General features: G+C 65.8%; 23 protein-coding genes. 13 read left to right on the forward strand and 10 right to left on the reverse strand.

Going from position 1 to position 21612, the window contains the following annotated elements; all coding sequences use genetic code 11:
• Positions 1–60: 60 nt before the first annotated feature.
• The 5 genes from GCT19_RS16680 to fliE all read right to left on the reverse strand — a co-directional run bounded on the left by GCT19_RS16680 (position 61) and on the right by fliE (position 3323).
• A complete protein-coding gene (locus GCT19_RS16680) occupies positions 61–429 on the reverse strand; it encodes an EscU/YscU/HrcU family type III secretion system export apparatus switch protein (protein ID WP_018432530.1) in 369 nt (122 codons plus the stop codon).
• Entirely contained in the window at positions 429–1853 is a 1425-nt protein-coding gene (fliK, locus tag GCT19_RS16685) for a flagellar hook-length control protein FliK (protein ID WP_152852558.1), read from the reverse strand. Before fliK ends, GCT19_RS16680 begins: the two co-directional genes overlap by 1 nt.
• A gap of 106 nt (positions 1854–1959) precedes the next feature.
• Positions 1960–2286 carry a flagellar protein FliT gene (locus GCT19_RS16690; RefSeq protein ID WP_013090843.1) on the reverse strand — a complete coding sequence of 109 codons (327 nt, stop codon included), beginning with the start codon at positions 2284–2286 and terminating at the stop codon, positions 1960–1962.
• Positions 2283–2717 carry a flagellar export chaperone FliS gene (fliS, locus tag GCT19_RS16695; RefSeq protein WP_013090844.1) on the reverse strand — a complete coding sequence of 145 codons (435 nt, stop codon included), beginning with the start codon at positions 2715–2717 and terminating at the stop codon, positions 2283–2285. The genes GCT19_RS16690 and fliS overlap by 4 nt, the downstream gene beginning before the upstream one ends.
• A 270-nt stretch (positions 2718–2987) precedes the next feature.
• Positions 2988–3323 carry a flagellar hook-basal body complex protein FliE gene (fliE, locus tag GCT19_RS16700; RefSeq protein ID WP_152852559.1) on the reverse strand — a complete coding sequence of 112 codons (336 nt, stop codon included), beginning with the start codon at positions 3321–3323 and terminating at the stop codon, positions 2988–2990.
• A 236-nt stretch (positions 3324–3559) separates the two neighbouring features.
• Here fliE and fliF point away from each other — a divergent pair, with 236 nt between their 5' ends.
• The 6 genes from fliF to GCT19_RS16730 all read left to right on the forward strand — a co-directional run bounded on the left by fliF (position 3560) and on the right by GCT19_RS16730 (position 10715).
• Positions 3560–5356 (forward strand): flagellar basal-body MS-ring/collar protein FliF, encoded by a 1797-nt coding sequence (gene fliF / locus GCT19_RS16705; RefSeq protein ID WP_018432527.1) that lies wholly within the window; start codon positions 3560–3562, stop codon positions 5354–5356.
• The gene (gene fliG, locus GCT19_RS16710; RefSeq protein ID WP_013090847.1) at positions 5346–6341 is read left to right on the forward strand and encodes a flagellar motor switch protein FliG; all 996 of its coding nucleotides are present in this window, start codon (positions 5346–5348) and stop codon (positions 6339–6341) included. Before fliF ends, fliG begins: the two co-directional genes overlap by 11 nt.
• The gene (fliH, locus tag GCT19_RS16715; RefSeq protein ID WP_013090848.1) at positions 6334–7017 is read left to right on the forward strand and encodes a flagellar assembly protein FliH; all 684 of its coding nucleotides are present in this window, start codon (positions 6334–6336) and stop codon (positions 7015–7017) included. The genes fliG and fliH overlap by 8 nt, the downstream gene beginning before the upstream one ends.
• Entirely contained in the window at positions 7011–8645 is a 1635-nt protein-coding gene (gene fliI / locus GCT19_RS16720; protein WP_321576815.1) for a flagellar protein export ATPase FliI, read from the forward strand. The genes fliH and fliI overlap by 7 nt, the downstream gene beginning before the upstream one ends.
• 17 nt (positions 8646–8662) lie before the next feature.
• Positions 8663–9112 (forward strand): flagellar export protein FliJ, encoded by a 450-nt coding sequence (gene fliJ, locus GCT19_RS16725; RefSeq protein ID WP_013090850.1) that lies wholly within the window; start codon positions 8663–8665, stop codon positions 9110–9112.
• Positions 9113–9173: 61 nt separating this feature from the next.
• Positions 9174–10715, forward strand: a complete 1542-nt coding sequence (locus GCT19_RS16730; RefSeq protein ID WP_152852561.1) for a flagellar hook-length control protein FliK — start codon at positions 9174–9176, stop codon at positions 10713–10715.
• Positions 10716–11125: 410 nt separating this feature from the next.
• Here GCT19_RS16730 and GCT19_RS16735 read toward each other — a convergent pair whose 3' ends face one another.
• Positions 11126–11431 carry a hypothetical protein gene (locus GCT19_RS16735; protein ID WP_152852562.1) on the reverse strand — a complete coding sequence of 102 codons (306 nt, stop codon included), beginning with the start codon at positions 11429–11431 and terminating at the stop codon, positions 11126–11128.
• A 39-nt stretch (positions 11432–11470) separates the two neighbouring features.
• On the opposite strand from GCT19_RS16735, the gene fliL reads away from it, so the two are divergent.
• From fliL to fliR, 7 genes are read left to right on the forward strand one after another with little or no spacing between them, the layout of a single operon-like run.
• Complete coding sequence (fliL, locus tag GCT19_RS16740) at positions 11471–11971, forward strand: flagellar basal body-associated protein FliL (protein WP_026228111.1); 501 nt, start codon at positions 11471–11473, stop codon at positions 11969–11971.
• A 58-nt stretch (positions 11972–12029) separates the two neighbouring features.
• The gene (gene fliM, locus GCT19_RS16745) at positions 12030–13028 is read left to right on the forward strand and encodes a flagellar motor switch protein FliM (RefSeq protein WP_013090865.1); all 999 of its coding nucleotides are present in this window, start codon (positions 12030–12032) and stop codon (positions 13026–13028) included.
• The gene (gene fliN, locus GCT19_RS16750; protein WP_013090866.1) at positions 13021–13485 is read left to right on the forward strand and encodes a flagellar motor switch protein FliN; all 465 of its coding nucleotides are present in this window, start codon (positions 13021–13023) and stop codon (positions 13483–13485) included. Before fliM ends, fliN begins: the two co-directional genes overlap by 8 nt.
• A complete protein-coding gene (gene fliO / locus GCT19_RS16755) occupies positions 13482–13997 on the forward strand; it encodes a flagellar biosynthetic protein FliO (RefSeq protein ID WP_152852563.1) in 516 nt (171 codons plus the stop codon). Before fliN ends, fliO begins: the two co-directional genes overlap by 4 nt.
• Positions 13998–14038: 41 nt before the next feature.
• Complete coding sequence (gene fliP / locus GCT19_RS16760) at positions 14039–14806, forward strand: flagellar type III secretion system pore protein FliP (protein WP_018432522.1); 768 nt, start codon at positions 14039–14041, stop codon at positions 14804–14806.
• 34 nt (positions 14807–14840) lie between these two features.
• Positions 14841–15110, forward strand: coding sequence for a flagellar biosynthesis protein FliQ (gene fliQ / locus GCT19_RS16765; RefSeq protein ID WP_013090869.1), 270 nt, complete (start codon positions 14841–14843; stop codon positions 15108–15110).
• Positions 15111–15141: 31 nt separating this feature from the next.
• Positions 15142–15924, forward strand: a complete 783-nt coding sequence (gene fliR, locus GCT19_RS16770) for a flagellar biosynthetic protein FliR (protein ID WP_013090870.1) — start codon at positions 15142–15144, stop codon at positions 15922–15924.
• Positions 15925–16000: 76 nt separating this feature from the next.
• On the opposite strand, the gene flgL is transcribed toward fliR, so the two are convergent.
• The 4 genes from flgL to flgJ all read right to left on the reverse strand — a co-directional run bounded on the left by flgL (position 16001) and on the right by flgJ (position 21601).
• Positions 16001–17227: a flagellar hook-associated protein FlgL gene (gene flgL / locus GCT19_RS16775; RefSeq protein WP_152852564.1), complete on the reverse strand. Its 1227-nt coding sequence runs from the start codon at positions 17225–17227 to the stop codon at positions 16001–16003.
• Positions 17228–17238: 11 nt separating this feature from the next.
• Positions 17239–19233 (reverse strand): flagellar hook-associated protein FlgK, encoded by a 1995-nt coding sequence (flgK, locus tag GCT19_RS16780; protein ID WP_152852565.1) that lies wholly within the window; start codon positions 19231–19233, stop codon positions 17239–17241.
• A 228-nt stretch (positions 19234–19461) separates the two neighbouring features.
• Positions 19462–20235: a flagellar brake protein gene (locus GCT19_RS16785; RefSeq protein WP_184249444.1), complete on the reverse strand. Its 774-nt coding sequence runs from the start codon at positions 20233–20235 to the stop codon at positions 19462–19464.
• A gap of 358 nt (positions 20236–20593) precedes the next feature.
• Positions 20594–21601, reverse strand: coding sequence for a flagellar assembly peptidoglycan hydrolase FlgJ (gene flgJ / locus GCT19_RS16790; protein WP_152852567.1), 1008 nt, complete (start codon positions 21599–21601; stop codon positions 20594–20596).
• Positions 21602–21612: the final 11 nt, after the last annotated feature.

Here is a 21612-nt window from a genome sequence, read left to right on the forward strand (position 1 = left end):
CAATACCGCAAGAACAAGAACAAAAAGAGCTCCGCCCTGCAAAATGGCAAACGCGCACCGTCAATGATCCGCAGCCCCCGTGCCGCCAGGCACATCAGTAGCAACAACATCCACCACATCTTGCGCGCCGGCGCTCCCTCCCTCATGCGCCGGCTCAACATCGGCCCCACTCTCAAGCCGATGCAACCAGGCCAACAACTCGGCAACAGCCTGATACAGCTCCGGAGGAATCCGCGCATCCAGATCGACTTGCATCAACAGCGACACCATCTCGGGCGCCTCATGCACATACAGCCCTGCTTCCTTCGCGCGCTGCACGATCATGTCGGCAAGCAGCCCATACCCCTTCGCGACCACACGCGGCGCGGGCTCCCCGCCATGAGCGTCATAAACGAGCGCAGCCGCGCTGCGACGATGGGTGCGGCTCATCAGATATCCCAATCGAAGTCGTCGCGCGATGCGGCGCTCGCCGCCGCCGACTCGGTCACTGCCGCCGACGCCGACCGTGCATACACGCCCGCCGCCTGCGCCCCCGCCGCCGAGGCGCCAGCCGCAGTAGTCCCTGGTGCGCCGCCGCCAATCTCCCGGATCGTCAATCCCTGCAGTTCGATCCCCGCCGCCGCGAGCCGCTGACGGAAACCGTCTCCCTGCATCGCGAGCCGCGCGGCGCCCCGCGGGCTCGCCTGCACGCGCGCGGTCAGCCGCGTGCCGACCAGCGTCAGTTCGGCATCGACGGTGCCGAGGGTCGGTAGCGACAGCGTCAGGCGCGTACGCCACGGCTGGTCGTCCTCGCTCGCGAGGCCGCCGCCGCTGCGGTCCCATTCGTCGCCATCCTGTTCGATGGTCCAGTCCAGACGCGCGCCGGGCCACGCCTCGCCGGTCCAGCGAAACTGTCCGGTCGCAAGCAGATCGAGCTGCTGGCGCACGAGCGGCACGGTCGCCGGATGCACCGCCGCCGCCATCGCCTGCGCGCTCTGCGATGGACCGGCATCGGCAGCCTGGGACGCGGCGCTGTGCGGCCCCGCATGCGTGGACTGTCCGTTCAGGTCGGACACCGAACTGGCCAGCAGTTCGCCCGCGACAAGGCGCGCGGCCTGCGCGGTCAGGATCGACGGCATCGCGTGCGAGGCAGGGTGGTTATCGGCAGCGTTCGGCGTGCCGGCCGGTGCGCCGTTCGGCGCGCCGCGTGGCGTTGCCTCGGGGGCTCCGTTCGCCGAAGCGGACCGTGCGCTCGCGTCGCCAGCGTCGGCGCTCCAGCCGGGGGGCAATTGAGAATCTGCGACGAGCTGATTCTGTGCCTCGTTCGCCAGTTGAGCCGGCGAACGCTGGCCGACCAGCCACGCCGCGAGATGCGCCTCGTAGAACAGGCCGCTGTCGGCCACTGTTTTTTGCAGCGCGGCAGCGAGCGCCGCGACCGGCACTTCGGTCGCCGCCACGCTCGCGGTGGTAGCCGCGGTTGCGTTGGCTGCAGCGTTGGGATTGGGATTGATATTCGTGGAAGCGGCGGAAGCGGCGGAATCGCCGGCAGCAGATCCCGCATTGGTCAGCGGCAAGCTCTCGATGGCGACGTCGAGCGCCGGCGCGGCCGCCCAGATGGGCGCGCGGCCGAGCACCGCCGGTGTCGCCTCGCCGCCCGAGTGCGCGATCGCGTTCAGCGTCAGCGCGACGGCCGACAGCGCGGTTTGCGCGGACGACTGCGGCGCGGGCGTCGCGTTCGCAGGCGCCGCGGCAACCTTCGTATCGACGCCGGCGGCGCCGGTCTGCGAGGTGGTCGCGGTTCCCGGCGCGATGCTGAGCAGGCTGTCGATCCGGCTCGACAGCACCGAAGCGAGGGCCGAATCGATTCCGTTCATGCCGGTTCCTTGGTCGCATCGGCGGCAATGCGCGCGATGCTCTGATTGCTCCGATCCTTCAGACGCGTACGGCGTGGCGTCAGCTCATCCGCGTGCCCGCCCGCACTCAGCGCGCCCCGTACAACTCCTTGAGCACACGCGTCGGCCGGCCGGCGAACAGCGCCGACAGATGCGCCATGGTCGGATTCGCGAGGTCGCGGATCGCGGCGTCGTCGGCGAGGATCTGGCGGATCAGCGCGTACTTGCGCAGGCGCTCGGCTTCGTCGAGCTTGACGCCCACGTCGGCTTCGCGCAGCGCTTCGACCAGATGCCGATACTCTTCCTGCAGGTGCACCAGGTCGTTCCACAGTGCACGGCGGGCCGCGATCAGCATGCGGCAGGACAGCGCGGCGACCGCTTCATAGCGGGCAAAATATTCTGCGTTCGATGTCATCTCAGGCTTTCCGCGGCTGGCTGTGCCGCCATCCGCGCGATCTCCGGGGCAATCCCGATCCATGCCTCTTCGAGCGTCGCGAGCAGTCGGTCGACTTCCACGAGCATCGCCTCGCTCTGATTGATATTGGCCTGCAACAGCCGACGCGCCATATAGTCGTACAACGCATTGAGCCGTTCGGCGATTTCGCCGCCCACCTCGAGATTGAGCGACGCCTGCAGCCCGCTTTCGATGATCCGGATCGCCTTGCTGATCGCCATGCCACGCTCGGCCACGTTGCCCTGCTGCAAATGCAGGCGGCTTTGCGCGATCGCCTGACGTGCACCCTGGTACAGCAACACGATCAGACGATGCGGACTCGCGCCCATCACGGATGTCTCGATGCCGACACGCGCATACGCGTTGGCTCCAGCGTGTCCTTGGGAAAACATCGGCGCTCCTCCTCTGATACTGGCTGCGGTTAAGTCGTGGCGTGGCCGCGTGGCGCGTCGCCGCGCCAATCGCTGACATGTAATTTGGTTATCGGATGCGCGACGACAAAGCTTTAGTCCGGTGCAAGGAGGATCGAAAGCGCCGCTGGGCGGGCATGGAAACGGGTCGCGAAGCCACCGACGCAAGCGCCGGCAGCGGCTTGCCGGATCGTCGGACGGGACTCAGATGGACCTTCGGGCAATCCTTCATGCAGTCCCGCGCGATCCCGCTCAGATCGACATCTGCGCGATGTCGTTGTACGCGGCGACCAGCTTGTTACGCACCTGCAGGCCGAACTGGAAGCCGATGTTGGCCTTCTGCATGTCGACCATCACGTCGTTCAGCGACACGTTCGACGCGCCGAGTTCGAACGCCTGTGATTCGCCGATCGCCTTCTGCTGGTCGCTGCTGATCTTGTCCAGCGAGGCCTTCAGCGCCGCCGCGAAGTTGGTCGGCGTCGCCGCGCCGGATTGCTCCGCCACTGGGGTCGCGCCGCCGGCCGCCTGCGTCGCCATCGCCTGCATCTGTTGCAGCGCCGACGATAGCGCGTTCACGGGCATGGTCATCTTTTTCTCCGTTGGATAGGCGATCGGACCACTGGAAGGTGTACCGATCTGGACGAAAGCATAGCAGCGGCCCCTCGCCGAAAGTCCCGAAACTAGGGGGGAAACCCGGCTCTATTCAAGCAATCGGGTTGAGCGGCGCTGCGGATAATTTCAAGGTGAAAGTCTCTGTCCGTCCGCCGAGCCCCGGCGCGGCATCACGGCAGAACGCCAAGGCATCCCCCGGAGAAACCCGACGCATGGATTCGTCAGCCAACTCTTTGATCAACCCCGACGCCCGCATGGGGCTCGCCGGCGCGCAGCCCGCGGCCGCTCAGGCCGCAGGCGGCCAGGCCGGCGGCACGGCCGACCTCGGTGGCCTCGGCGGCCTCGGAGGTCTCGGCGGCAATTTCGGCCAGCGTCTGTCCGGACTCGCGCAGATGCGCGGCAACCCGCGCGCGCCGCTGGTGTTCGCGGTCGCGCTGCTGGTGGCGGTCGTCGCCGGTCTGTTCCTGTGGTCGCGCGCGCCTAGCTACAAGGTGCTCTATAGCAATCTGTCCGACCGCGACGGCGGCTCGATCATCACCGCGCTGCAGCAGGCCAATATCCCGTACAAGCTGTCCGAAAGCGGCACCGCGGTGCTCGTGCCCGCCGAGCAGGTCCACGAGACCCGCCTGCGCCTCGCATCGCAGGGACTGCCGAAGAGCGGCTCGGTCGGTTTCGAGCTGATGGACAACCAGAAATTCGGCATCAGCCAGTTCGACGAACAGGTCAACTATCAGCGCGCGCTCGAAGGCGAACTCGAACGCACGATCGGATCGATCTCGAGCGTCAAATCGGCGCGCGTGCACCTCGCGATTCCGAAGCCGAGCGTATTCGTGCGCGACAAGGAACCGCCGTCGGCGTCGGTGCTCGTGAACCTGTACCCGGGCCGCGTGCTCGACGAAGGGCAAGTGGTCGCGATTACGCACATGGTGGCGTCGGCGGTGCCGCAAATGCCGGTGCGCGGCGTGACGATCCTCGACCAGGACGGCAACCTGCTCACGCAGCCAACCAACGGCAGCGGCCTCGATGCGACCCAGCTGAAGTTCCGCCAGCAGATCGAACGCAACACGCAGCAGCGCATCGACACGATCCTCGCGCCGCTGTTCGGCGCGGGCAACGCGCGCTCGCAGGTCAGCGCCGACATCGACTTCTCGCACAGCGAGCAGACTTCGGAGAAGTACGGCCCGAACGCCAATCCGCAGGACGCCGCGATCCGCAGCCAGCAGACGAGCAGCGCCACCGAAATGTCGCAGGGCGGCGCCTCGGGCGTGCCGGGCGCGCTGTCGAATCAGCCGCCGCAGCCGGCCTCCGCGCCGATCGTGGCCGGCAACGGCGCGAGCTCGGTGAGCACGACGCCGATCAGCGATCACAAGGATTCGACCACCAACTACGAGCTCGACAAGACCGTGCGTCACATCGACCAGCCGATGGGCGGCATCCGCAGGCTGACGGTCGCGGTCGTCGTCAACTATATGCGGGTCGTCGATCCGAAGGGTCACGTGACGATGCAGCCGGTCAGCGCCGACAAGCTCGCGCAGATCACGCAGCTGGTGAAGGACGCGATGGGCTACGACGCGTCGCGCGGCGACTCGGTCAACGTGGTCAACAGCGCGTTCACCACCGACCTCGACCCGAACGCCGACCTGCCGTGGTGGCGCACGCCGGACATGCTCGCGCTGTACAAGCAGATCGCGACGTACCTCGGCATCGGCGCGGTGGCCCTGTTCCTCTACTTCGTGATGGTGAAGCCGGCGCTGCGCCGCGCGTTCCCGCCGCCGCCCGAGCCGGTGCCCGCGCTGATGTCGCCCGACGAACCGGTGCTGCTCGACGGCATCCCGGCCGACGAGCGCGACGGCGCGGTGGTCGAAATCGAAGCGGATAGCGAGAAGCTCGCGCTCGAAAACGCGAAGCACAAGTACGAGCGGAACCTGGAGTTCGCGCGCAACATCGCGCGTCAGGATCCGAAGATCGTAGCAACCGTCGTCAAGAACTGGGTGTCCGATGAGCGCTGAAGGCGTAGTGAAGAGCGCGCTGCTGCTGATGTCGATCGGCGAGGAAGAGGCGGCGCAGGTGTTCAAGTTTCTGGGCCCGCGTGAGGTTCAGAAAATCGGCGTCGCGATGGCCGCGCTGAAAAACGTCACCCGCGAGCAGATCGACGAGGTGCTGCAAGAGTTCGTGCGCGAGGCCGAGCAGCACACCGGCATGTCGCTCGATTCGAGCGATTACATCCGCTCGGTGCTGACCAAGGCGCTCGGCGACGACAAGGCCGGCGCGATCATCGACCGCATCCTGCAGGGCAGCGACACGAGCGGCATCGAAGGTCTGAAGTGGATGGACTCGTCGGCGGTCGCGGAACTGATCAAGAACGAGCATCCGCAGATCATCGCGACGATCCTCGTGCATCTGGACCGCGATCAGGCCTCGGAGATCGTCTCGTGCTTCCCGGAGCGCCTGCGCAACGACGTGCTGCTGCGGATCGCGACGCTCGACGGCATCCAGCCGGCCGCGCTGCGCGAGCTCGACGACGTGCTGACCGGCCTGCTGTCGGGCAGCGACAACCTGAAGCGCAGCCCGATGGGCGGCATCCGCACAGCCGCCGAGATTCTGAACTTCATGTCGAGCAACCACGAGGAAGGCGTCATCGAAAACGTGCGCCAGTACGACGCGGAGCTCGCGCAAAAGATCATCGACCAGATGTTCGTGTTCGAGAACCTGCTCGACCTCGAAGACCGCGCGATCCAGCTGCTGCTGAAGGAAGTCGAATCCGAGGCGCTGATCATCTCGCTGAAGGGCGCGCCGCCCGCGCTGCGTCAGAAGTTCCTGTCGAACATGTCGCAGCGCGCGGCCGAGTTGCTCGCCGAAGACCTCGACGCACGCGGCCCGGTGCGCGTGTCCGAAGTCGAGACGCAGCAGCGCCGCATCCTGCAGATCGTGCGCAACCTGGCCGAGAGCGGCCAGATCGTGATCGGCGGCAAGGCGGAAGACGCATATGTCTGATCCGAACGCCCCGGCAAAGGACGGCCTCTCGGCTTACCAACGCTGGGAGATGGCGTCGTTCGACCCGGCTCCGCCGCCGCCCCCGCCGGCCGAGCCCGAGTTCGACGAGCGCGCGTTCGAAGCCGAACTCGAGCGCCGCCGCGAAGCCGCGCATGCGCAGGGCGTCGCGTCCGGTCATGTGGCCGGCCAGGCGCTCGGCTATCAGGCGGGCTACGACCAGGGGCACGCGCAGGGTTTCGCGCAGGGCCAGACCGAGGCGCGCGAGGAAGCGATGCGGCTCGCCGCGCTCGCCGAAACCTTCAAGACTGCGCTCGACGGCGCGCAGCACGCGATCTCCGAAACGCTGATCGCGCTCGCGCTCGACATCGCGCAGCAGGTCGTGCGCCAGCATGTGCAGCACGACCCGACCGCGCTGATCGCGGCCGCGCGCGAGGTGCTCGCGGCCGAGCCCGCGCTCTCCGGCGCGCCGGCGCTGATCGTGAGTCCCGCGGATCTGCCGGTGGTCGAGGCGTATCTGCTCGAAGAATTGCAAACGCGCGGCTGGACCGTGCGCACCGATGCATCGGTGGAGCGTGGCGGTTGCCGCGCGCAGGCCGGCACCGGTGAGGTCGACGCGGGGATCGATACGCGCTGGCAGCGCGTCGCCGCCGCGCTCGGCAAGGTGAGCACGTGGTGAAGCCGACACTCGACGAGATCCGCGCGAGCGACCTGACGCCGCTCGAACGCGAACTCGCGTTGGCGTCGTTCGGCGCCGAGGCGCTGGCCGATGTCGAGTCGGCCGGTTTTCCGGAACCACCGGATGCGGCATGGCACGCTCCCGCGACTGCGCAGCCGGCGACAGGCGCGGCGGTGAGCCGCGAGTCCGCCGCGACGGAGCACGCCCCGCACGCACCGCACGCACCGCACGCACCGTCCTACGATCCCGCGCTCGACATCAATCCGCACATGCAGGCATGGCGCGGCCAGCTCGACGCGCTGCGCGCGCGCAACGCGATCGCGAAGCCGCTGCGCGCGTGCGGGCGTCTGACGCGCGCGGCCGGTCTGGTGCTCGAAGCGGTCGGGCTGCGCCTGTCGGTCGGCGCCGAAGTGATGATCGAGCTGCCGCCCGGCAGTTCGCTGCCGATGGCCGAAGCCGAAGTGGTCGGCTTCTCCGGCGACAAGCTGTTCCTGATGCCGACCACCGAAGTGATCGGCCTGTTGCCCGGCGCGCGCGTCTTTCCGCTCGAAAGCGCGCCGATCGCCGACCCGCTCGCCGGTGCGAAGCGTCTGCCGGTCGGCTGGGAATTGCTCGGCCGCGTGCTCGACGCATCGGGCCGTCCGCTCGACGGGCTCGGCCCGCTCGGCACGCAAACCGATGCGCCGCTGTCCGCGCCGGTCATCAATCCGCTCAATCGCGAGCCGATTCACAAGGTGCTCGACGTCGGCGTGCGCGCGATCAACTCGCTGTTGACCGTCGGCCGTGGTCAGCGCATGGGGCTGTTCGCGGGTTCGGGCGTCGGTAAATCGGTGCTGCTCGGCACGATGGCGCGCTACACCAGCGCCGAGGTGATCGTGATTGGCCTGATCGGCGAACGCGGCCGCGAAGTGAAGGAGTTCATCGAACAGATCCTCGGCGAGGAAGGTTTGGCGCGCTCGGTCGTGATCGCCGCGCCGGCCGACGTGTCGCCGCTATTGCGGATGCAGGCCGCCGCGTACTCGACCTCGCTCGCCGAATACTTCCGCGACCAGGGCAAGCACGTGCTGCTGCTGATGGATTCGCTGACCCGTTACGCGATGGCGCAGCGCGAGATCGCGCTGGCGATCGGCGAGCCGCCCGCGACCAAGGGCTATCCGCCGTCGGTGTTCGCGAAGCTGCCGGCGCTGGTCGAGCGCACCGGCAACGGACCGGCGGGCGGCGGCTCGATCACCGCGTTCTACACGGTGCTCACCGAAGGCGACGACCAGCAGGACCCGATCGCCGACTCGGCGCGCGCGATTCTCGACGGCCACATCGTGCTGTCGCGCTCGCTCGCCGAAGCCGGCCACTACCCCGCGATCGATATCGAAGCGTCGATTAGCCGGGCAATGACCGCGCTGATCGACGATAACCATCTGAATAAAACGCGTATGTTCAAGCAGATGCTGTCGCGCTATCAGCGCAACCGCGATCTGATCAACGTCGGCGCTTATTCCGCCGGGCGCGACGCGCTGCTCGATCGCGCGATCGCGCTGTACCCGCGGATGGAAGCGTTCCTGCAGCAAGGTTTTCGCGAGTGCGCGAACTTCCAGCCGAGCATCGACATGCTGAACGCGCTGTTTGCCTAGGATCGAGGAGGCTGATTATGTCGAAACACTTTCCGATCAAGACGCTGATCGGTCTCGCGCAGGACGACGTGGACGCCGCCGCGCAGCGGCTCGGCCGCGCGCAGCGCGAGCGCAACGACGTACAGGCGCAACTCGATGCACTCGTGCAGTACCGCAACGAATACTATGCACGCTTCACCGAGAGCGCGCAGTCGGGGATGCCCGCCGGCAACATGCGCAACTTCCAGGCGTTCCTCGACACGCTCGACGGAGCGATCGAGCAGCAGCGCAACCTGCTCGCGGCGGCGAGCGCGCGCGTCGAGATGGCGAAGCCCGACTGGCAGCGCCAGAAGCAGAAGCTCGGCTCGTACGAAGTGCTGCAGGCACGCGGCGAGGCGGCCGAGGCGAAGGTGGCGGCGCGGCGCGAACAGCGCGACGCCGACGAATTTGCGGCGCGGAGTCTGCGCATGCGAGCCGACGGCGCGTGAGGCCTTGCCGCACGGTTAATGCCTGACGGCACACCCGTTTGACCGATTCACAGGATTCTTTATGTCGCTTCTTTCACAGATCGGCTCGCAACTGAGCACGCTGCTCGACGCGAGCAGCAATGGATCGAGCAGCGCGGCCGCGAACGCCGCGAGCTCGACGCCGTTCGCGCAGACCTTGCAGCAAAGCATCGACCAGCAGAACAGCGCGAATCAACAGCAGACCAGTTCAACGAAGGCGTCGCAAGCCTCGGCACCGAGCGCGCCCAGCGCACCCGCGCCCGTGCCCGCTCCCTCGCGGCAGAGCGCGAGCAGTAGCCAGAACGGCAGCGGCACGGCGAGCAACGCGGCCAGCGCCAGCGCGTCATCGTCGTCCACAACATCCACGACGTCGACGACACCCGCGCAGCAGGCATCGAACAGCCAGTCGACCACGACGCAAACCAGGCAGCAAGACACCAAGGCGCAAACCGACGCTGGCGCGCTCGCTGCCGCGGCGGCTGCCGCGCAGGCGCAGGCGCAAGCGCAGGCACAGGCACAGGCACAGGCCGCCGTCATTAACACCGACGCGAACGCGACCACCGCGACCGATGCCGCAAGCTCCGCGACCGACGCGCTGAGCGCGCTGGCCGGCACGGCCACGAGCGCGCTCACGGCCACCGCGGCAAGCAGAAAAGGCGCGGTCGATCCGAAGTCGCTGCAGGACGCATTGCAGAATGCGCTGTCCGCGCTATCGAGCGGCCAGGGCGCGGTGCCGGCGGCCTCGCTCGCTAGCGGCGCGGCGGCGAAAGCCGCGAGCGTATCGAGCGCGGTACGCGGCCTTAGCAACCCGAAAAACGACCTGAACGGCACCTCGGACGACAAGACGCCCGGCACCGGCAAGGGCGCCTCGACCACCCACACGATGCCGACGACGGCAACGGCCGCCGCGACCGCGCTGGCCGATCCATCGACAGCGAAGTCGGCCGCCGATGCAATCAGCGCCGCGGCCGCGACCAGCGGCCAGGCCGACAATCTCGCCTCGACGCGCAGCGCGTCCGAGGCGGCGAACGCCGCGCTGGCCGCGACGCAGGCGGCAGCGAACGCCGCGAGCACGACGGCGGCGGTGCAGAGCACCGGCAACGCGAGCGCGGCCGCCGCCGCGAACGCGTTGACGCCGCAGGTCGGCACGAGCGCCTGGGAAGAAGCGCTGAGCCAGAAGGTGGTGTTTTTGTCGAATGCGCATTCGCAGAGTGCTGAGCTGACGCTCAATCCGAAGGATCTGGGGCCGTTGCAGGTCGTGTTGCAGGTGGCGGATAACCATGCGCATGCGCTGTTCGTGTCGCAGCACCAGTCGGTGCGGGAGGCGGTCGAGGCGGCGTTGCCGAAGCTTCGCGAGGCGATGGAGTCCAATGGAATTGGGCTCGGCAGTGCGAGCGTGAGTGATGGGTTTGCCCGGCAAAGCGGGCAACAGCAGCAGCAGCAGCAGAGCGCTGGCGCGGGTGGGGCGAATGGGAAGGATGGTGGTCGTGGTTCCCTTACAGGGGAGGGCTCTGCGGACTCCAGGGATGCCATCGCTAATGTTGCCGTGCGGCAGCAGGTTGGATTAGTCGATACGTTTGCCTAGAGCGAGGCGGGCGCTTCTTTTTCGTTGTTCTGGCTTTCTTGGCCTTTCCTTGTTGTCTTATCGGTCTATTGGCGTTGCCCCTGTGCGGGGCGGCACCTACTTTCTTTGCTGCTGCAAAGAAAGTAGGCAAAGAAGACAGCTCAAACCGCTAACTCTTAAGCGGGTTTCTCGGTGTGCGTGAGGTAGTGGTGCATCTGGAATCCGTGCTCCCGCACATTCCACCCCGGTGACAAGGCAGTCATTCTTCCGGCGGCGCCACGCGCGCCGAAGCCCCGCTCCAAAACCACCGGTTGTTTCAGCGCATCGCCGAGGCGCAGCCGACGGCCCCGCTGCGCCGGCCAAACCATTGGTTTCCCAGGCAGACCCGTCCGCGACGCACGTAGTGCGGAGTGGGAAGGATGATGGCTTTGTCACGAACGGGGAATGTGCGGGGGCACGGATTCCAGATGCACCACTACCCCTGCCAAGCCAGGGGACCCGCTTATGAGCTTGCGGTTTGAGCTGTCTTCTTTGCCTACTTTCTTTGCAGCAGCAAAGAAAGTAGGTGCCGCCCCGCACAGGGGCAACGCTAATAGACCGATAAGACAACAAGGAAAGGCCAACAAAGCAAAGAATAAAGACAAGAAAAACAACCAAAAACCAGAAACACCCAGAAATAGCCAGAAATAGCCCTTCTTTTCGACCCATAGCGCCGCAGGCAAATCAACAACAATCACCCTAACCCTTACTACGCCAGCACCAGGCTGGCAACCCAAATGGCAACTACGACCGCCCCGCAACAAGCCGCGCCCGCCTCGCCGGGCCCCATGAAGCGCATCATCCTGATCGTCCTCATTGCGCTGATCGCCGCGGGCGCTGCCGGTGCCGGCGTGTGGTTCTTCATGTCGAAGCGCGCACCCGTCGCCGTATCGGCCGAAGCAGCGCCGGCGCTGTCCGCCGCGCCGCTGTTCTTCCCGCTCGAATCGATGACCGTCAACCTGCAATCGGACGACGGCCAGCAACACTTCCTGCGCATCGGCCTCACGCTGAAGCTCGGCGACGCCGGCACCCAGCAGGCGCTCACCGATCACATGCCGGAAGTGCGCAGCCGCATCCTGCTCGCGCTGTCGAACAAGCACCCCGAAGAACTCGCGCCGCTCGAAGGCAAGCGCTCGCTCGCCCAAGAGCTGAAGACGCTGATCACGGAGCCGACCGAGCGGGGCGTCGCACCGATCCGCGTGCAGGACGTGCTGTTCACCGAGTTCGTCGTGCAGTGACGTGGCCTTGTCTAGCGCTGCCATCATCAATCGCCAAGGGACGCACGAGGAATAAGCAATGAGCCATGAAGAGTTCATGTCCCAGGAGGAGGTCGATGCCCTTCTGAAGGGCGTCACCGGCGAATCCGACACGGAATCCGAGCAAAACGATCGTACGGGCGTACGCCCGTACAACATCGCGACGCAGGAACGTATCGTCCGTGGCCGGATGCCGGGCCTCGAAATCATCAACGACCGCTTCGCGCGCCTGTTGCGCGTCGGCATTTTCAACTTCATGCGGCGCTCGGCGGAAATCTCCGTCGGCCCGGTGAAGGTGCAGAAGTACAGCGAATTCACGCGCAATCTGCCGATCCCGACCAACCTGAACCTGGTGCACGTGAAGCCGCTGCGCGGCACGTCGCTGTTCGTGTTCGATCCGAACCTCGTGTTCTTCGTGGTCGATAACCTGTTCGGCGGCGACGGGCGTTTCCACACGCGCGTCGAAGGACGCGATTTCACGCAGACCGAGCAGCGCATCATCACGAAGCTGCTCAATCTGACGTTCGAGCACTACACCGCGTCGTGGAAGAGCGTGCGCCCGCTGCAGTTCGAATACGTGCGCTCGGAAATGCACACGCAGTTCGCCAACGTCGCGACGCCGAACGAAATCGTCATCGTCACGCAGTTTTCGATCGAGTTCGGCTCGACGGGCGGCACGCTGCACATCTGCATGCCCTACTCGATGATCGAGCCGATCCGCGACGTACTGTCGTCGCCGATCCAGGGCGAAGCGATGGACGTCGACCGCCGCTGGGTGCGCGTGCTGTCGCAGCAGGTGCAGGCTGCCGAAGTGCAGCTGACCGCCGACCTCGCGCAGGTGCCGGTCACGTTCGAACAGATCCTGAACATGCGCAAAGGCGATGTTCTGCCGATCAACATCCCCGAGCACATCACCGCGAAAGTCGACGGCGTGCCGGTGATGGAATGCGGCTACGGAATTTTCAATGGTCAGTACGCGTTGCGGGTCCAGAAGATGATCAGCGCAGCCGACACGATGAAGGAAGGTGGATATGAGTGACCTGAACGCAAAGCCCGAGAGCGATCTCGAGGCAGCCGAGCAACTCGCCGCCGGCGCGCTGTCCGCCGCGGAAGACGACGCGGCGATGGACGACTGGGCCAGCGCGCTCGCCGAGCAGAACGGCAACGCCGAGGTCAACCCGGCCGCGGCCGGTGTGTTCCAGCCGCTGTCGAAGGTCGAGCCGACCGCGACGCACAACGATATCGACATGATCCTGGACATCCCCGTCCAGATGACGGTCGAGCTCGGCCGCACCAAAATCGCGATCCGCAATCTGCTGCAGCTCGCGCAGGGCTCGGTGGTCGAACTCGACGGTATGGCCGGCGAGCCGATGGACGTGCTCGTCAACGGCTGTCTGATCGCTCAGGGCGAAGTGGTGGTCGTCAACGACAAGTTCGGTATCCGGCTGACCGACATCATCACGCCGTCCGAACGCATCCGGAAACTCAATCGATGAAACGTTTGGCAGGTCGCGGCGTGTTGCTCGCGCCGCTCATCGCGTTCAGCGTCGCGCACGCCGCCGACATGAACGCGGTCAACAACGCCGCGAAGATCGCCTCGGGTGTCGGCGCGGGTAGCGCGGTGCCGGCGCTCGGCGTCGGCGCGGTGCTGCAAACCTTCGTCGGGCTCGCGGTCGTGATCGGCCTCGTGTTCGGCTGCGCATGGCTCGCGCGACGCTTCGGCCTGCAACCAGGCCAGCGCGGCGGCCTCGTGAAGACGGTCGGCGGCGCTTCGCTCGGCGGCAAGGAGCGCGTCGCGGTCGTCGAGATCGGCGATACGTGGCTCGTGCTCGGCGCTGCGCCCGGCAACGTGCGGCTGCTGCATACGATGCCGGCGGGTTCCGTCGCAGCCGATACGGTTGCCGCTTCGCCCGCACCGCTTTCCGGCACCTTTGGTCAACGCTTTCGCGACGCCATGAAGGGCGAAGTGGGCAAACGTTTCAACGCGCACCGCGGCGGGGATCGGTAATGCAGGTCAGTTTCAGGCAGTCAGGTTGGTTCTTCACGCCAATGCGCCGTGCGGCGCGTTCGCTCCCCACAGCGCTTCGACTCGCGCTGCCGGCACTGCTGGTCGCGCTGCCGACGCTGTCGTTCGCGCAAACCGCCGGCCTGCCGGCCTTCACGACGAGCCCCGGCCCGAACGGCGGCACGACCTACTCGCTGAGCGTGCAGACGATGCTGCTGCTCACGATGCTGTCGTTCCTGCCCGCGATGGTGCTGATGATGACGAGCTTCACGCGCATCGTGATCGTGTTGTCGCTGCTGCGCCAGGCGCTCGGCACGACTACGACGCCGCCGAACCAGGTGCTCGTCGGTCTTGCGCTATTTCTGACGTTTTTCGTGATGTCGCCGGTGCTCGATAAAGCCTATAACGAAGGCTACAAGCCGTTTTCCGAAGGCACGCTGCCGATGGACCAGGCGGTGTCGCGCGGCGTCGCGCCGTTCAAGACCTTCATGCTGCGTCAGACCCGGGAAAGCGACCTCGCTCTGTTCGCGCGCATTTCGCACGCGGCGCCGATGCAGGGGCCCGAAGACGTGCCGCTGTCGCTGCTGGTGCCGTCGTTCGTGACGAGCGAGTTGAAAACCGGCTTCACGATCGGCTTCACGATTTTCATTCCGTTCCTGATCATCGACATGGTGGTCGCCAGCGTGCTGATGTCGATGGGTATGATGATGGTGTCGCCGGCGACGATTTCGCTGCCGTTCAAGCTGATGCTGTTCGTGCTCGTCGACGGCTGGCAGTTGCTGCTCGGCTCGCTCGCGCAGAGCTTCGTCTGATTATTTTCGACTCCTCGTTCTTCAGGTACGCACGATGACACCCGAAGCAGTCATGACGCTGGCCCACCACGCCATGTACATCGGCCTCATGATGGCCGCCCCGCTGCTGCTCGTCGCGCTCGTCGTCGGTCTGGTCGTGAGCCTGTTTCAGGCGGCCACGCAGATCAACGAGAGCACGTTGTCGTTCATCCCGAAGCTGCTCGCGATCGCGGCCACGCTGGTGATCGCCGGGCCGTGGATGCTGACCACGATGCTCGACTATCTGCGCCAGACGCTCACCAGCATTCCGACGCTCGTCAACTGAGCGCTGCTCGCACGTCCGCCCTCCCCGCTCCATGTTCACGGTCACCTACGCGCAACTGAACGTCTGGCTGACCGCGTTCCTGTGGCCGTTCGCGCGCATCGCCGCGCTGATCGCGACCGCACCGGTGCTGGGCAACACGTCGCTGCCCTCGCGCGTGAAGATCGGCCTTGCCGCGTTCACGACGATCATCGTCGCGCCGACGATCGGCGCGCTGCCGCAGGTCACCGTGTTTTCGGCGGACGGCGTGTGGATTCTCGCCAACCAGTTCCTGATCGGCATCGCGCTCGGCGTGACGATGCAGATCGTGTTCCAGGCGATCGACGCGACGGGCTACTTCATCGGCCTCGGCATGGGTCTCGGCTTCGCGACCTTCTTCGACCAGCAGGCGACCGGCTCGGGCGTCGTGATCTCGCGCTATATGACGACGATCGCGATGCTGGCGTTTCTCGCTGTCGACGGTCATCTGCAGATGATCGCCGCGCTCGTGACGACGTTCCAGTCGGTGCCGGTGTCGGCCAACCTGCTCGCGCCGCACGGCTGGCAGACGCTGGCGAACTGGGGCAGCTCGATCTTTTCGGCGGGGCTGCTGCTGTCGTTGCCGGTGGTCGTCGCGCTGCTGATCGCCAACCTCGCGCTCGGCATTCTCAATCGCGCGGCGCCGCAGATCGGCGTATTCCAGATCGGCTTTCCGCTGACGATGCTGGTCGGTCTGCTGCTCGTGCAACTGATGCTGCCGAACATGATCCCGTTCTTCGTGCGGCTGTTCGATAGCGGTATCGATGAGATGGGACGGGTCGCGGCGGCGCTGAAATAACCCGGAAAATCGCGGGCATAAAAAAAACCGGCTCGAGTTCATCGCGCCGGTTTTTTATTGCGCCGCCGAAGCGGCATCAGCTATTGATGTACTGGAACAGCGACATGTTCTGGATCTGCACGAACGCTTGCTGCGAAGCCTGCAAGGCCGCCTGCTGCAGCGTGTACTTGCTGATCGTCGAGACCATGTCGGTCTGCGTCAGGTCCGCGAGGTTGCTCTGCGTTTGCAGCGAGTTGGTTTGCGTGACCGTTTGCAGCGCCTTGACTTCCTGCTCGCGGCCGCCCACTGAAGCCTGCACCGCGGTGATGTTGTCCAGCGTGTTGCCGAGCTGCGACAGGCCTGTGTTCAACGCGTTCTGCAGCGTCGCCGCGGCCGCGGGGTTGCCGCTCACCGGCTGCTGGAGCGCCGTGATCATCGCGTTCAGGTTCGCGAACACATTGGTGCCCGCCTTGTTGGCCGGCTGTACCGTGAAGGTGTCATTGGCGGCCGGCGTGCCCGAGATCTGGACGGTCTGACCGGCGATCGTGATGTCCGAGCCGGACGTGTACGCTTGCGGCGTACCGGCGACGCCGGTCGTCGTGTCGGTAATCGTGTAGGTGAGCGAACTGCCGCTGCCGCTGAACTGGATCTGGTAGGCGTCCGCATTCCCCGCGTTGGTCGGATCTTTGATCGACACCCCGCCGATCACGCCGCTGCCGGTATTGGCCGAATTGCCCGCGGCGATCGGCTGCGCGTTGGTCGCGCCGACGCTCATGAACACCGCCAGTCCATTGTCACCCGTCGCGACCGCGTTGCTATCGGTGACCTGCACCGTGCGCGAGCCGGTGTCGCCCGTATAGGTGACGTTGCCGGCCGCATCGGTCGTGAAGGCCTGGGTCGAATTCTGGAAGCCGGCGAACAACGCATTGCCGGAGCCGTCAGTCGCATTCGCGTAGGTGAGGAGCTGGTCGCGCAGCGTGGTCAGCTGCGCGGCGATCGCCGTGCGGTCGGCGTCGTTCAGTGCGCCGTTGCCGGCGCGCAGGCCCAGCGTGTTCGCGCTTTGCAACGTCGTGATGACGGTGGACAGCGTCGAGTCCTCGGCTTGCAACGACGTGAGCGCCGCTGTCTGGTTCGTCGTGTACTGCGACAGTGCCGCCGCCGTCGAACTGAGCTGCACGGCCTGGGCGGCGCCGAGCGGATTGTCGGCGGGCGTGGTCAGGCTCTGGCCGCTCGAGATTTCCTGATAGATCTGCGACAACTGAGCCTGCTGATTGCTCATGTTCGCGACGTTCATGCTGAAGTACTGCTGGGAAGAAATTCGCATGGTTCAACGCCTTACGAGAAGATGCCAAGCAAAGTCTGGAACAGCGTCTGCGCCGTCTGGATGACCTTGCTGTTGGCCTGATAGAGCTGCTGGTATTGAAGCAGGTTAGCCGCTTCTTCATTGATATTGACGCCCGACACCGACTGCTGCGCCGACGTGATCTGCGTAACGAGCGAGGTTTGCGTCGTCGCCATCGCCTGGATCTGCGTGGCCTGGTTGCCGATGTTGTTGACGTAGCTCGCGTACGCGTTCGTCAGCGTCGCGGTGCCGCCCGCGAGCACCTGTGCCTTCGTCAGGTTCGACAACAGTTGCGCGTTGCGGCCGTCATTGGTCGCGCCGGTATTCGGTCCGATCGTGAACGAGTCGCCGTCGGCGGGCGTGCCGCTGATCGTGACCGTCACGTTGTTCATCACGCCCGCGCTCGTCGAGTTGGTCGGGTTGGTGATCGTCAGCGTTGCGCCCGAATTCGGCGAGTACGGCACCGCGTCCGCCGCCGTGTTGATCGTGTACGACGTGGACGGCGAGCCGGCGACCGTCACCACCGAGCCGATCGGGAAACCGGTGAGGCCGGTGCCCGCTTTGTAGGTGATCGTCGACGTGCTGGTCGGCGCGCTATAGCCGGTCGATACCGTACCCTGCGTGATCGTCGCGCTGCCGGTGTTCGACGTCGACGCCGACGCGAGCACCGGCGCCGCGGCCGCGATCGCCGAGGCCGCCGTGGTGGTCAGCGCGAAGCCGTTCAGCGCGCCGCGGGTCGGCTCGACCGTGAACGAGTCGCCGGCGTTCATCGTGCCGCTCGCGACCGAGAACTGCAGGCCGCCGATCGGGTTGGTCAGGTCCGCCGCCGAGCCGACGATGCTGCCCGTCTGGTTGTCGGTCAGCGTGTAGGCGCTGCCGTTGTACGACAGCGTGTAGTCGCCTGTGGTCGGCTGGCTCGCGTTGGCGAACGAGACGCCGAGCGTCGCGGTGCCGCTGTTCTGCGAGTTCGCGTACACGGTCGGCGAGCCGACGGTGAACAGTGCGCCGCCAGCGGTGCCGTTCAGCGTCAAACCGAGTTCGTTCTGCGCATTGACCTGCGCGGCGAAGCTGGTCGCGATCGCACCGAGTTGCGCCTCGGCCGGATCGAGCGTTTGCGAGCGGAATTGCAGCAGGCCGCCCAGCGTGCCGCCGGACACGCTCGTGTCGGACAGCGTCTGCGGGGTCGGGGTCGGCTTCCCGCCGGCCTGGCCGAGATACTGGACCGACAGCTCGGTCGGATCGCCCGACGAAGTCGCCGTGCCGAGGTTGAAGCTGTTGCCGGCCAGCACGAGCGGCTGCCCGTTCGACATGAACAGGCTATAGCTGCCGTTGTCCTGCACGACCGACACGCCGATCAGTTGCGACAGGTTCGACACCGCCAGGTCGCGTTGGTCGAGCAGCTGGTTCGGCGGTTGGCCCTGGCTGCTCGCCTGCGTGATCTGCGTATTCAGCGACGCGATCTGCGCCGTGAAGGTGTTGATCTGCGTGACCGCGTCGCTCAGCTGCGTGTTGACGCTCGCGCGCAGCTGGTCGTATTGCTGGCCCGCCGCGTTGATCTGGTTCGCGAGCGTCTGCGCGGCGCTGATCGCGGTCTGCCGCGTCGACACGCTCGACGCGTCGTTGGCGACGTTCTGCAGCCCCGTGAAGTAACCGCTGATCGCGCTCGCAATCCCCCCAGTCGGACTGCCGACGAGGTTGTTGAGCTGGCTGATCATCGTGTTGTACGTGCCGAGCGAGCTGCTCCACGACTGCGCGGTGTTGAGCTCGGTCGTCAGGTACTGGCTATACGCGCGCGTGACGGTGTCGGTGGACACGCCCATCGGCAGGTAGCCCGAGCCCGTATAGTTGCCGCCCACCTCCGAAAACACCGGAGTTTCCATCGTATAGCCGGGTGTCGACGCGTTGCTGATGTTCTCACCAGTCGTCGTCAAACCCCATTGGGCCGCGTTGAGTCCGCTAAGGCCGATATTCAACAGATTGCTGGACATGCGTCATCCTGAAGGGCGGCATCGCAGACATGCCACCGTGTTAGTGGAACATCCTCTTTAACGGCCCGTCGTGCGAAAAATTGAGGGCCATTCCACCTCGTTTGCGCGCGCCGCGATGGGTTCCGCGCTATTGCTTCCACTGCGTGTGCAACGTTTGCTTCGCCGGCCAAAAACATTCGCGCGGCGGCCGCGCGTTTTGCGCACGCCTGCCGCGCGTTGGCTCGCCGCTCAGCGCGCCAGCGAGCGGCGCTTCATTTCGAGCTGCGTGATCAGCCGCTGCAGCGTGTTTTCCGCGCTGCCCGGCAGCGACAGGAAACGGAAGCCGAGCTGATAGCGCTGCGTGCCGTTCGGCATCGCGAGCGAGCGATGCGACACGAGCTGCAGATCGAGCGACAGACGGCCGAGCGCGCCGAGCGTGAGCTCGCAGTCCATCAGGCGCGCGCCCATCGGCAGCTCGGCGACGCGCAGGTCGGTCGTGCGCATGCCGACGCCCCCGAGCGACAGGTCGTGCACCTCGAAGCGGAACGTGTCGCCGTCGGGCAGGCGGCCCGTACACATGAACGGGTCGAGAATCGGCGCGGCGACGCGGAAGTACTCGCGGCGCTGCACGTAGAACAGCACCTCGGGGAAGTCGGCCTCGAACGCCGGCATTCCCTCGAAGCGCGTCTCGCGCGGCGTCGGCGTCGTGAACTCGACGCGCACACCGTCGGGCGACGCGTGGAACTGGCAACGCGGGGCGCTGAGCAGCCCCTTGTTCTGCTCGGCGAGCGCGCCCCAATCGAAGGTGAAGGTGCGCTCGCGCACGTCGACGTCGAGCAGGCGCGTGACGAGCTGCCCGCCTGCATATTCGACCGTGAGGAAATCGCCGCGATTGACGATATTGCGCAGCTGCACGCCGATTTCCAGCGGATTGCGGCGGCCGAAATCGGAAGGGCTCTCGTTTTGCGGGACGTGCGGCTGACCGTTCGTGTCAGTCAGGCCGTTCGACTGGTTCATATCCATGGGCTTGCCGGTAAGCATGTTCTTGCGGGCACGTGCCAGGGCCTAGCCATCGACTCTGAGGGTCTTCATGCAAAGCCGCAACACACGCGTTCGACCGGACCTTGCTGCGCTGTTCCGGTATCGGGTCTAACTCGTTAGCGGCAGCATCGAGCCAAAATTTAGGGGCTCAATTTAAATATTCGCCGGAAAATTTCGCGCAAACGTTAAAAGCGTATCCGCCCCATTTCCCGCGATTTTGCACGCGCGGGATGATGCGGAGCTTCTTACCGGCGTCGGTTTTTCTGCCGCCGCTTTTTGTGCCGGACTTACCGATACTTGCAAAGCCGCTTTAATGCTCCATCGTCTGCACGATTTTTAATCAGCCCATTTTCTGCATGATCGACAGCAGCTTTTTCGCGTAATGCGGGTCGGTCGCATAACCGGCGCGCTGCATGCCGTTCGCAAAACCGTTCACGTCGCGCGACGAATTGATCACCTGCGCGTAACGCGGATTGTTCTTCAACAGGCTCGCGTAATCGGTCATCGCTTCCTCGTACGAGTCGTACGCGCGGAATTTCTCGACCGTGCGATGCGGCTTGCCGTTCACGTATTCGGTCGTGACCGTCGACACGGTCTTGCCGGTCCAGTCATTGCCGGCCTTGATGCCGAACACGTTGTGGCTCGTCGAGCCGTCGGCTTTCTTGATCTCGCTCTTGCCCCAGCCCGATTCGAGCGCGGCCTGACCGATGATGAAGCGTGCCGGAATGCCGGTCGCCGCGCTTGCGGCCTGCGCCGGCGCGGCGAGCTTGTCGACGAACGCATCGACCTTCGGCGAGCTGCCGTCGCCGCGCGTCGGCGGTGTCAGCGCGCTATTGGCCGAGTAGCCGCGACCCAGCGCGAGCTGGCCATTGGCCTGGGCGTTGCCGTAGGCGCGCGCGAGCGCGTTGAGCGCGGCGCTCTGGCCTTCGTCGCCGCCGCCGATGCCGCCGCCGAGCGCGTTGGCCATGCCGGCGAGACCACCCGCCCCGCCCGCGCCGTTCGCGCCACTCACCTGCATGCCCTGGTTGCGCATCAACTGCTTGAGCATCGCGTCGGCGACGCCGATGCCTCGCTTCGACAGTTGCTGCGCCATCTGCTGGTCCATCATCGACGTGAAGGTCGCCGTGTCGTGCGAATCGAACGGACTGTCCTGCGGCGTCGCATCGCGCATGCTCTTCAACATCATCTGCGTGAACACGGCGTCGAACTGCTGCGCGGCCATCTTCATGCCGGCTTGCGGCGAGGCCTTCGCCTGCGCGCTCAGTGCGCCGAAGCCCTGGACGTCGAGCGCGAACCGGCTGGTCAGGTCGCTGGCGGAGTTGACGCCATTGGTCGGATCGGAATTCATCTCGCGTGCTC

This window comes from Paraburkholderia atlantica (assembly GCF_009362785.1).
GTDB lineage: Bacteria > Pseudomonadota > Gammaproteobacteria > Burkholderiales > Burkholderiaceae > Paraburkholderia > Paraburkholderia atlantica.

What these genes read in the sequence shown, in the direction of transcription:
- fliG (WP_013090847.1), top strand. Translation starts at nt 5,346, where the DNA reads ATGAGCGCTGAAGGCGTAGTGAAGAGCGCGCTGCTGCTGATGTCGATC.
- fliM (WP_013090865.1), top strand. Translation starts at nt 12,030, where the DNA reads ATGAGCCATGAAGAGTTCATGTCCCAGGAGGAGGTCGATGCCCTTCTG.
- fliH (WP_013090848.1), top strand. Translation starts at nt 6,334, where the DNA reads ATGTCTGATCCGAACGCCCCGGCAAAGGACGGCCTCTCGGCTTACCAA.
- fliO (WP_152852563.1), top strand. Translation starts at nt 13,482, where the DNA reads ATGAAACGTTTGGCAGGTCGCGGCGTGTTGCTCGCGCCGCTCATCGCG.
- GCT19_RS16730 (WP_152852561.1), top strand. Translation starts at nt 9,174, where the DNA reads ATGTCGCTTCTTTCACAGATCGGCTCGCAACTGAGCACGCTGCTCGAC.
- fliN (WP_013090866.1), top strand. Translation starts at nt 13,021, where the DNA reads ATGAGTGACCTGAACGCAAAGCCCGAGAGCGATCTCGAGGCAGCCGAG.
- fliL (WP_026228111.1), top strand. Translation starts at nt 11,471, where the DNA reads ATGGCAACTACGACCGCCCCGCAACAAGCCGCGCCCGCCTCGCCGGGC.
- fliE (WP_152852559.1), bottom strand. Translation starts at nt 3,323, where the DNA reads ATGACCATGCCCGTGAACGCGCTATCGTCGGCGCTGCAACAGATGCAG.
- fliS (WP_013090844.1), bottom strand. Translation starts at nt 2,717, where the DNA reads ATGTTTTCCCAAGGACACGCTGGAGCCAACGCGTATGCGCGTGTCGGC.
- fliP (WP_018432522.1), top strand. Translation starts at nt 14,039, where the DNA reads ATGCGCCGTGCGGCGCGTTCGCTCCCCACAGCGCTTCGACTCGCGCTG.
- flgJ (WP_152852567.1), bottom strand. Translation starts at nt 21,601, where the DNA reads ATGAATTCCGATCCGACCAATGGCGTCAACTCCGCCAGCGACCTGACC.
- fliJ (WP_013090850.1), top strand. Translation starts at nt 8,663, where the DNA reads ATGTCGAAACACTTTCCGATCAAGACGCTGATCGGTCTCGCGCAGGAC.
- GCT19_RS16785 (WP_184249444.1), bottom strand. Translation starts at nt 20,235, where the DNA reads ATGGATATGAACCAGTCGAACGGCCTGACTGACACGAACGGTCAGCCG.
- GCT19_RS16680 (WP_018432530.1), bottom strand. Translation starts at nt 429, where the DNA reads ATGAGCCGCACCCATCGTCGCAGCGCGGCTGCGCTCGTTTATGACGCT.
- flgL (WP_152852564.1), bottom strand. Translation starts at nt 17,227, where the DNA reads ATGCGAATTTCTTCCCAGCAGTACTTCAGCATGAACGTCGCGAACATG.
- fliQ (WP_013090869.1), top strand. Translation starts at nt 14,841, where the DNA reads ATGACACCCGAAGCAGTCATGACGCTGGCCCACCACGCCATGTACATC.
- GCT19_RS16690 (WP_013090843.1), bottom strand. Translation starts at nt 2,286, where the DNA reads ATGACATCGAACGCAGAATATTTTGCCCGCTATGAAGCGGTCGCCGCG.
- fliF (WP_018432527.1), top strand. Translation starts at nt 3,560, where the DNA reads ATGGATTCGTCAGCCAACTCTTTGATCAACCCCGACGCCCGCATGGGG.
- flgK (WP_152852565.1), bottom strand. Translation starts at nt 19,233, where the DNA reads ATGTCCAGCAATCTGTTGAATATCGGCCTTAGCGGACTCAACGCGGCC.
- fliR (WP_013090870.1), top strand. Translation starts at nt 15,142, where the DNA reads ATGTTCACGGTCACCTACGCGCAACTGAACGTCTGGCTGACCGCGTTC.
- fliK (WP_152852558.1), bottom strand. Translation starts at nt 1,853, where the DNA reads ATGAACGGAATCGATTCGGCCCTCGCTTCGGTGCTGTCGAGCCGGATC.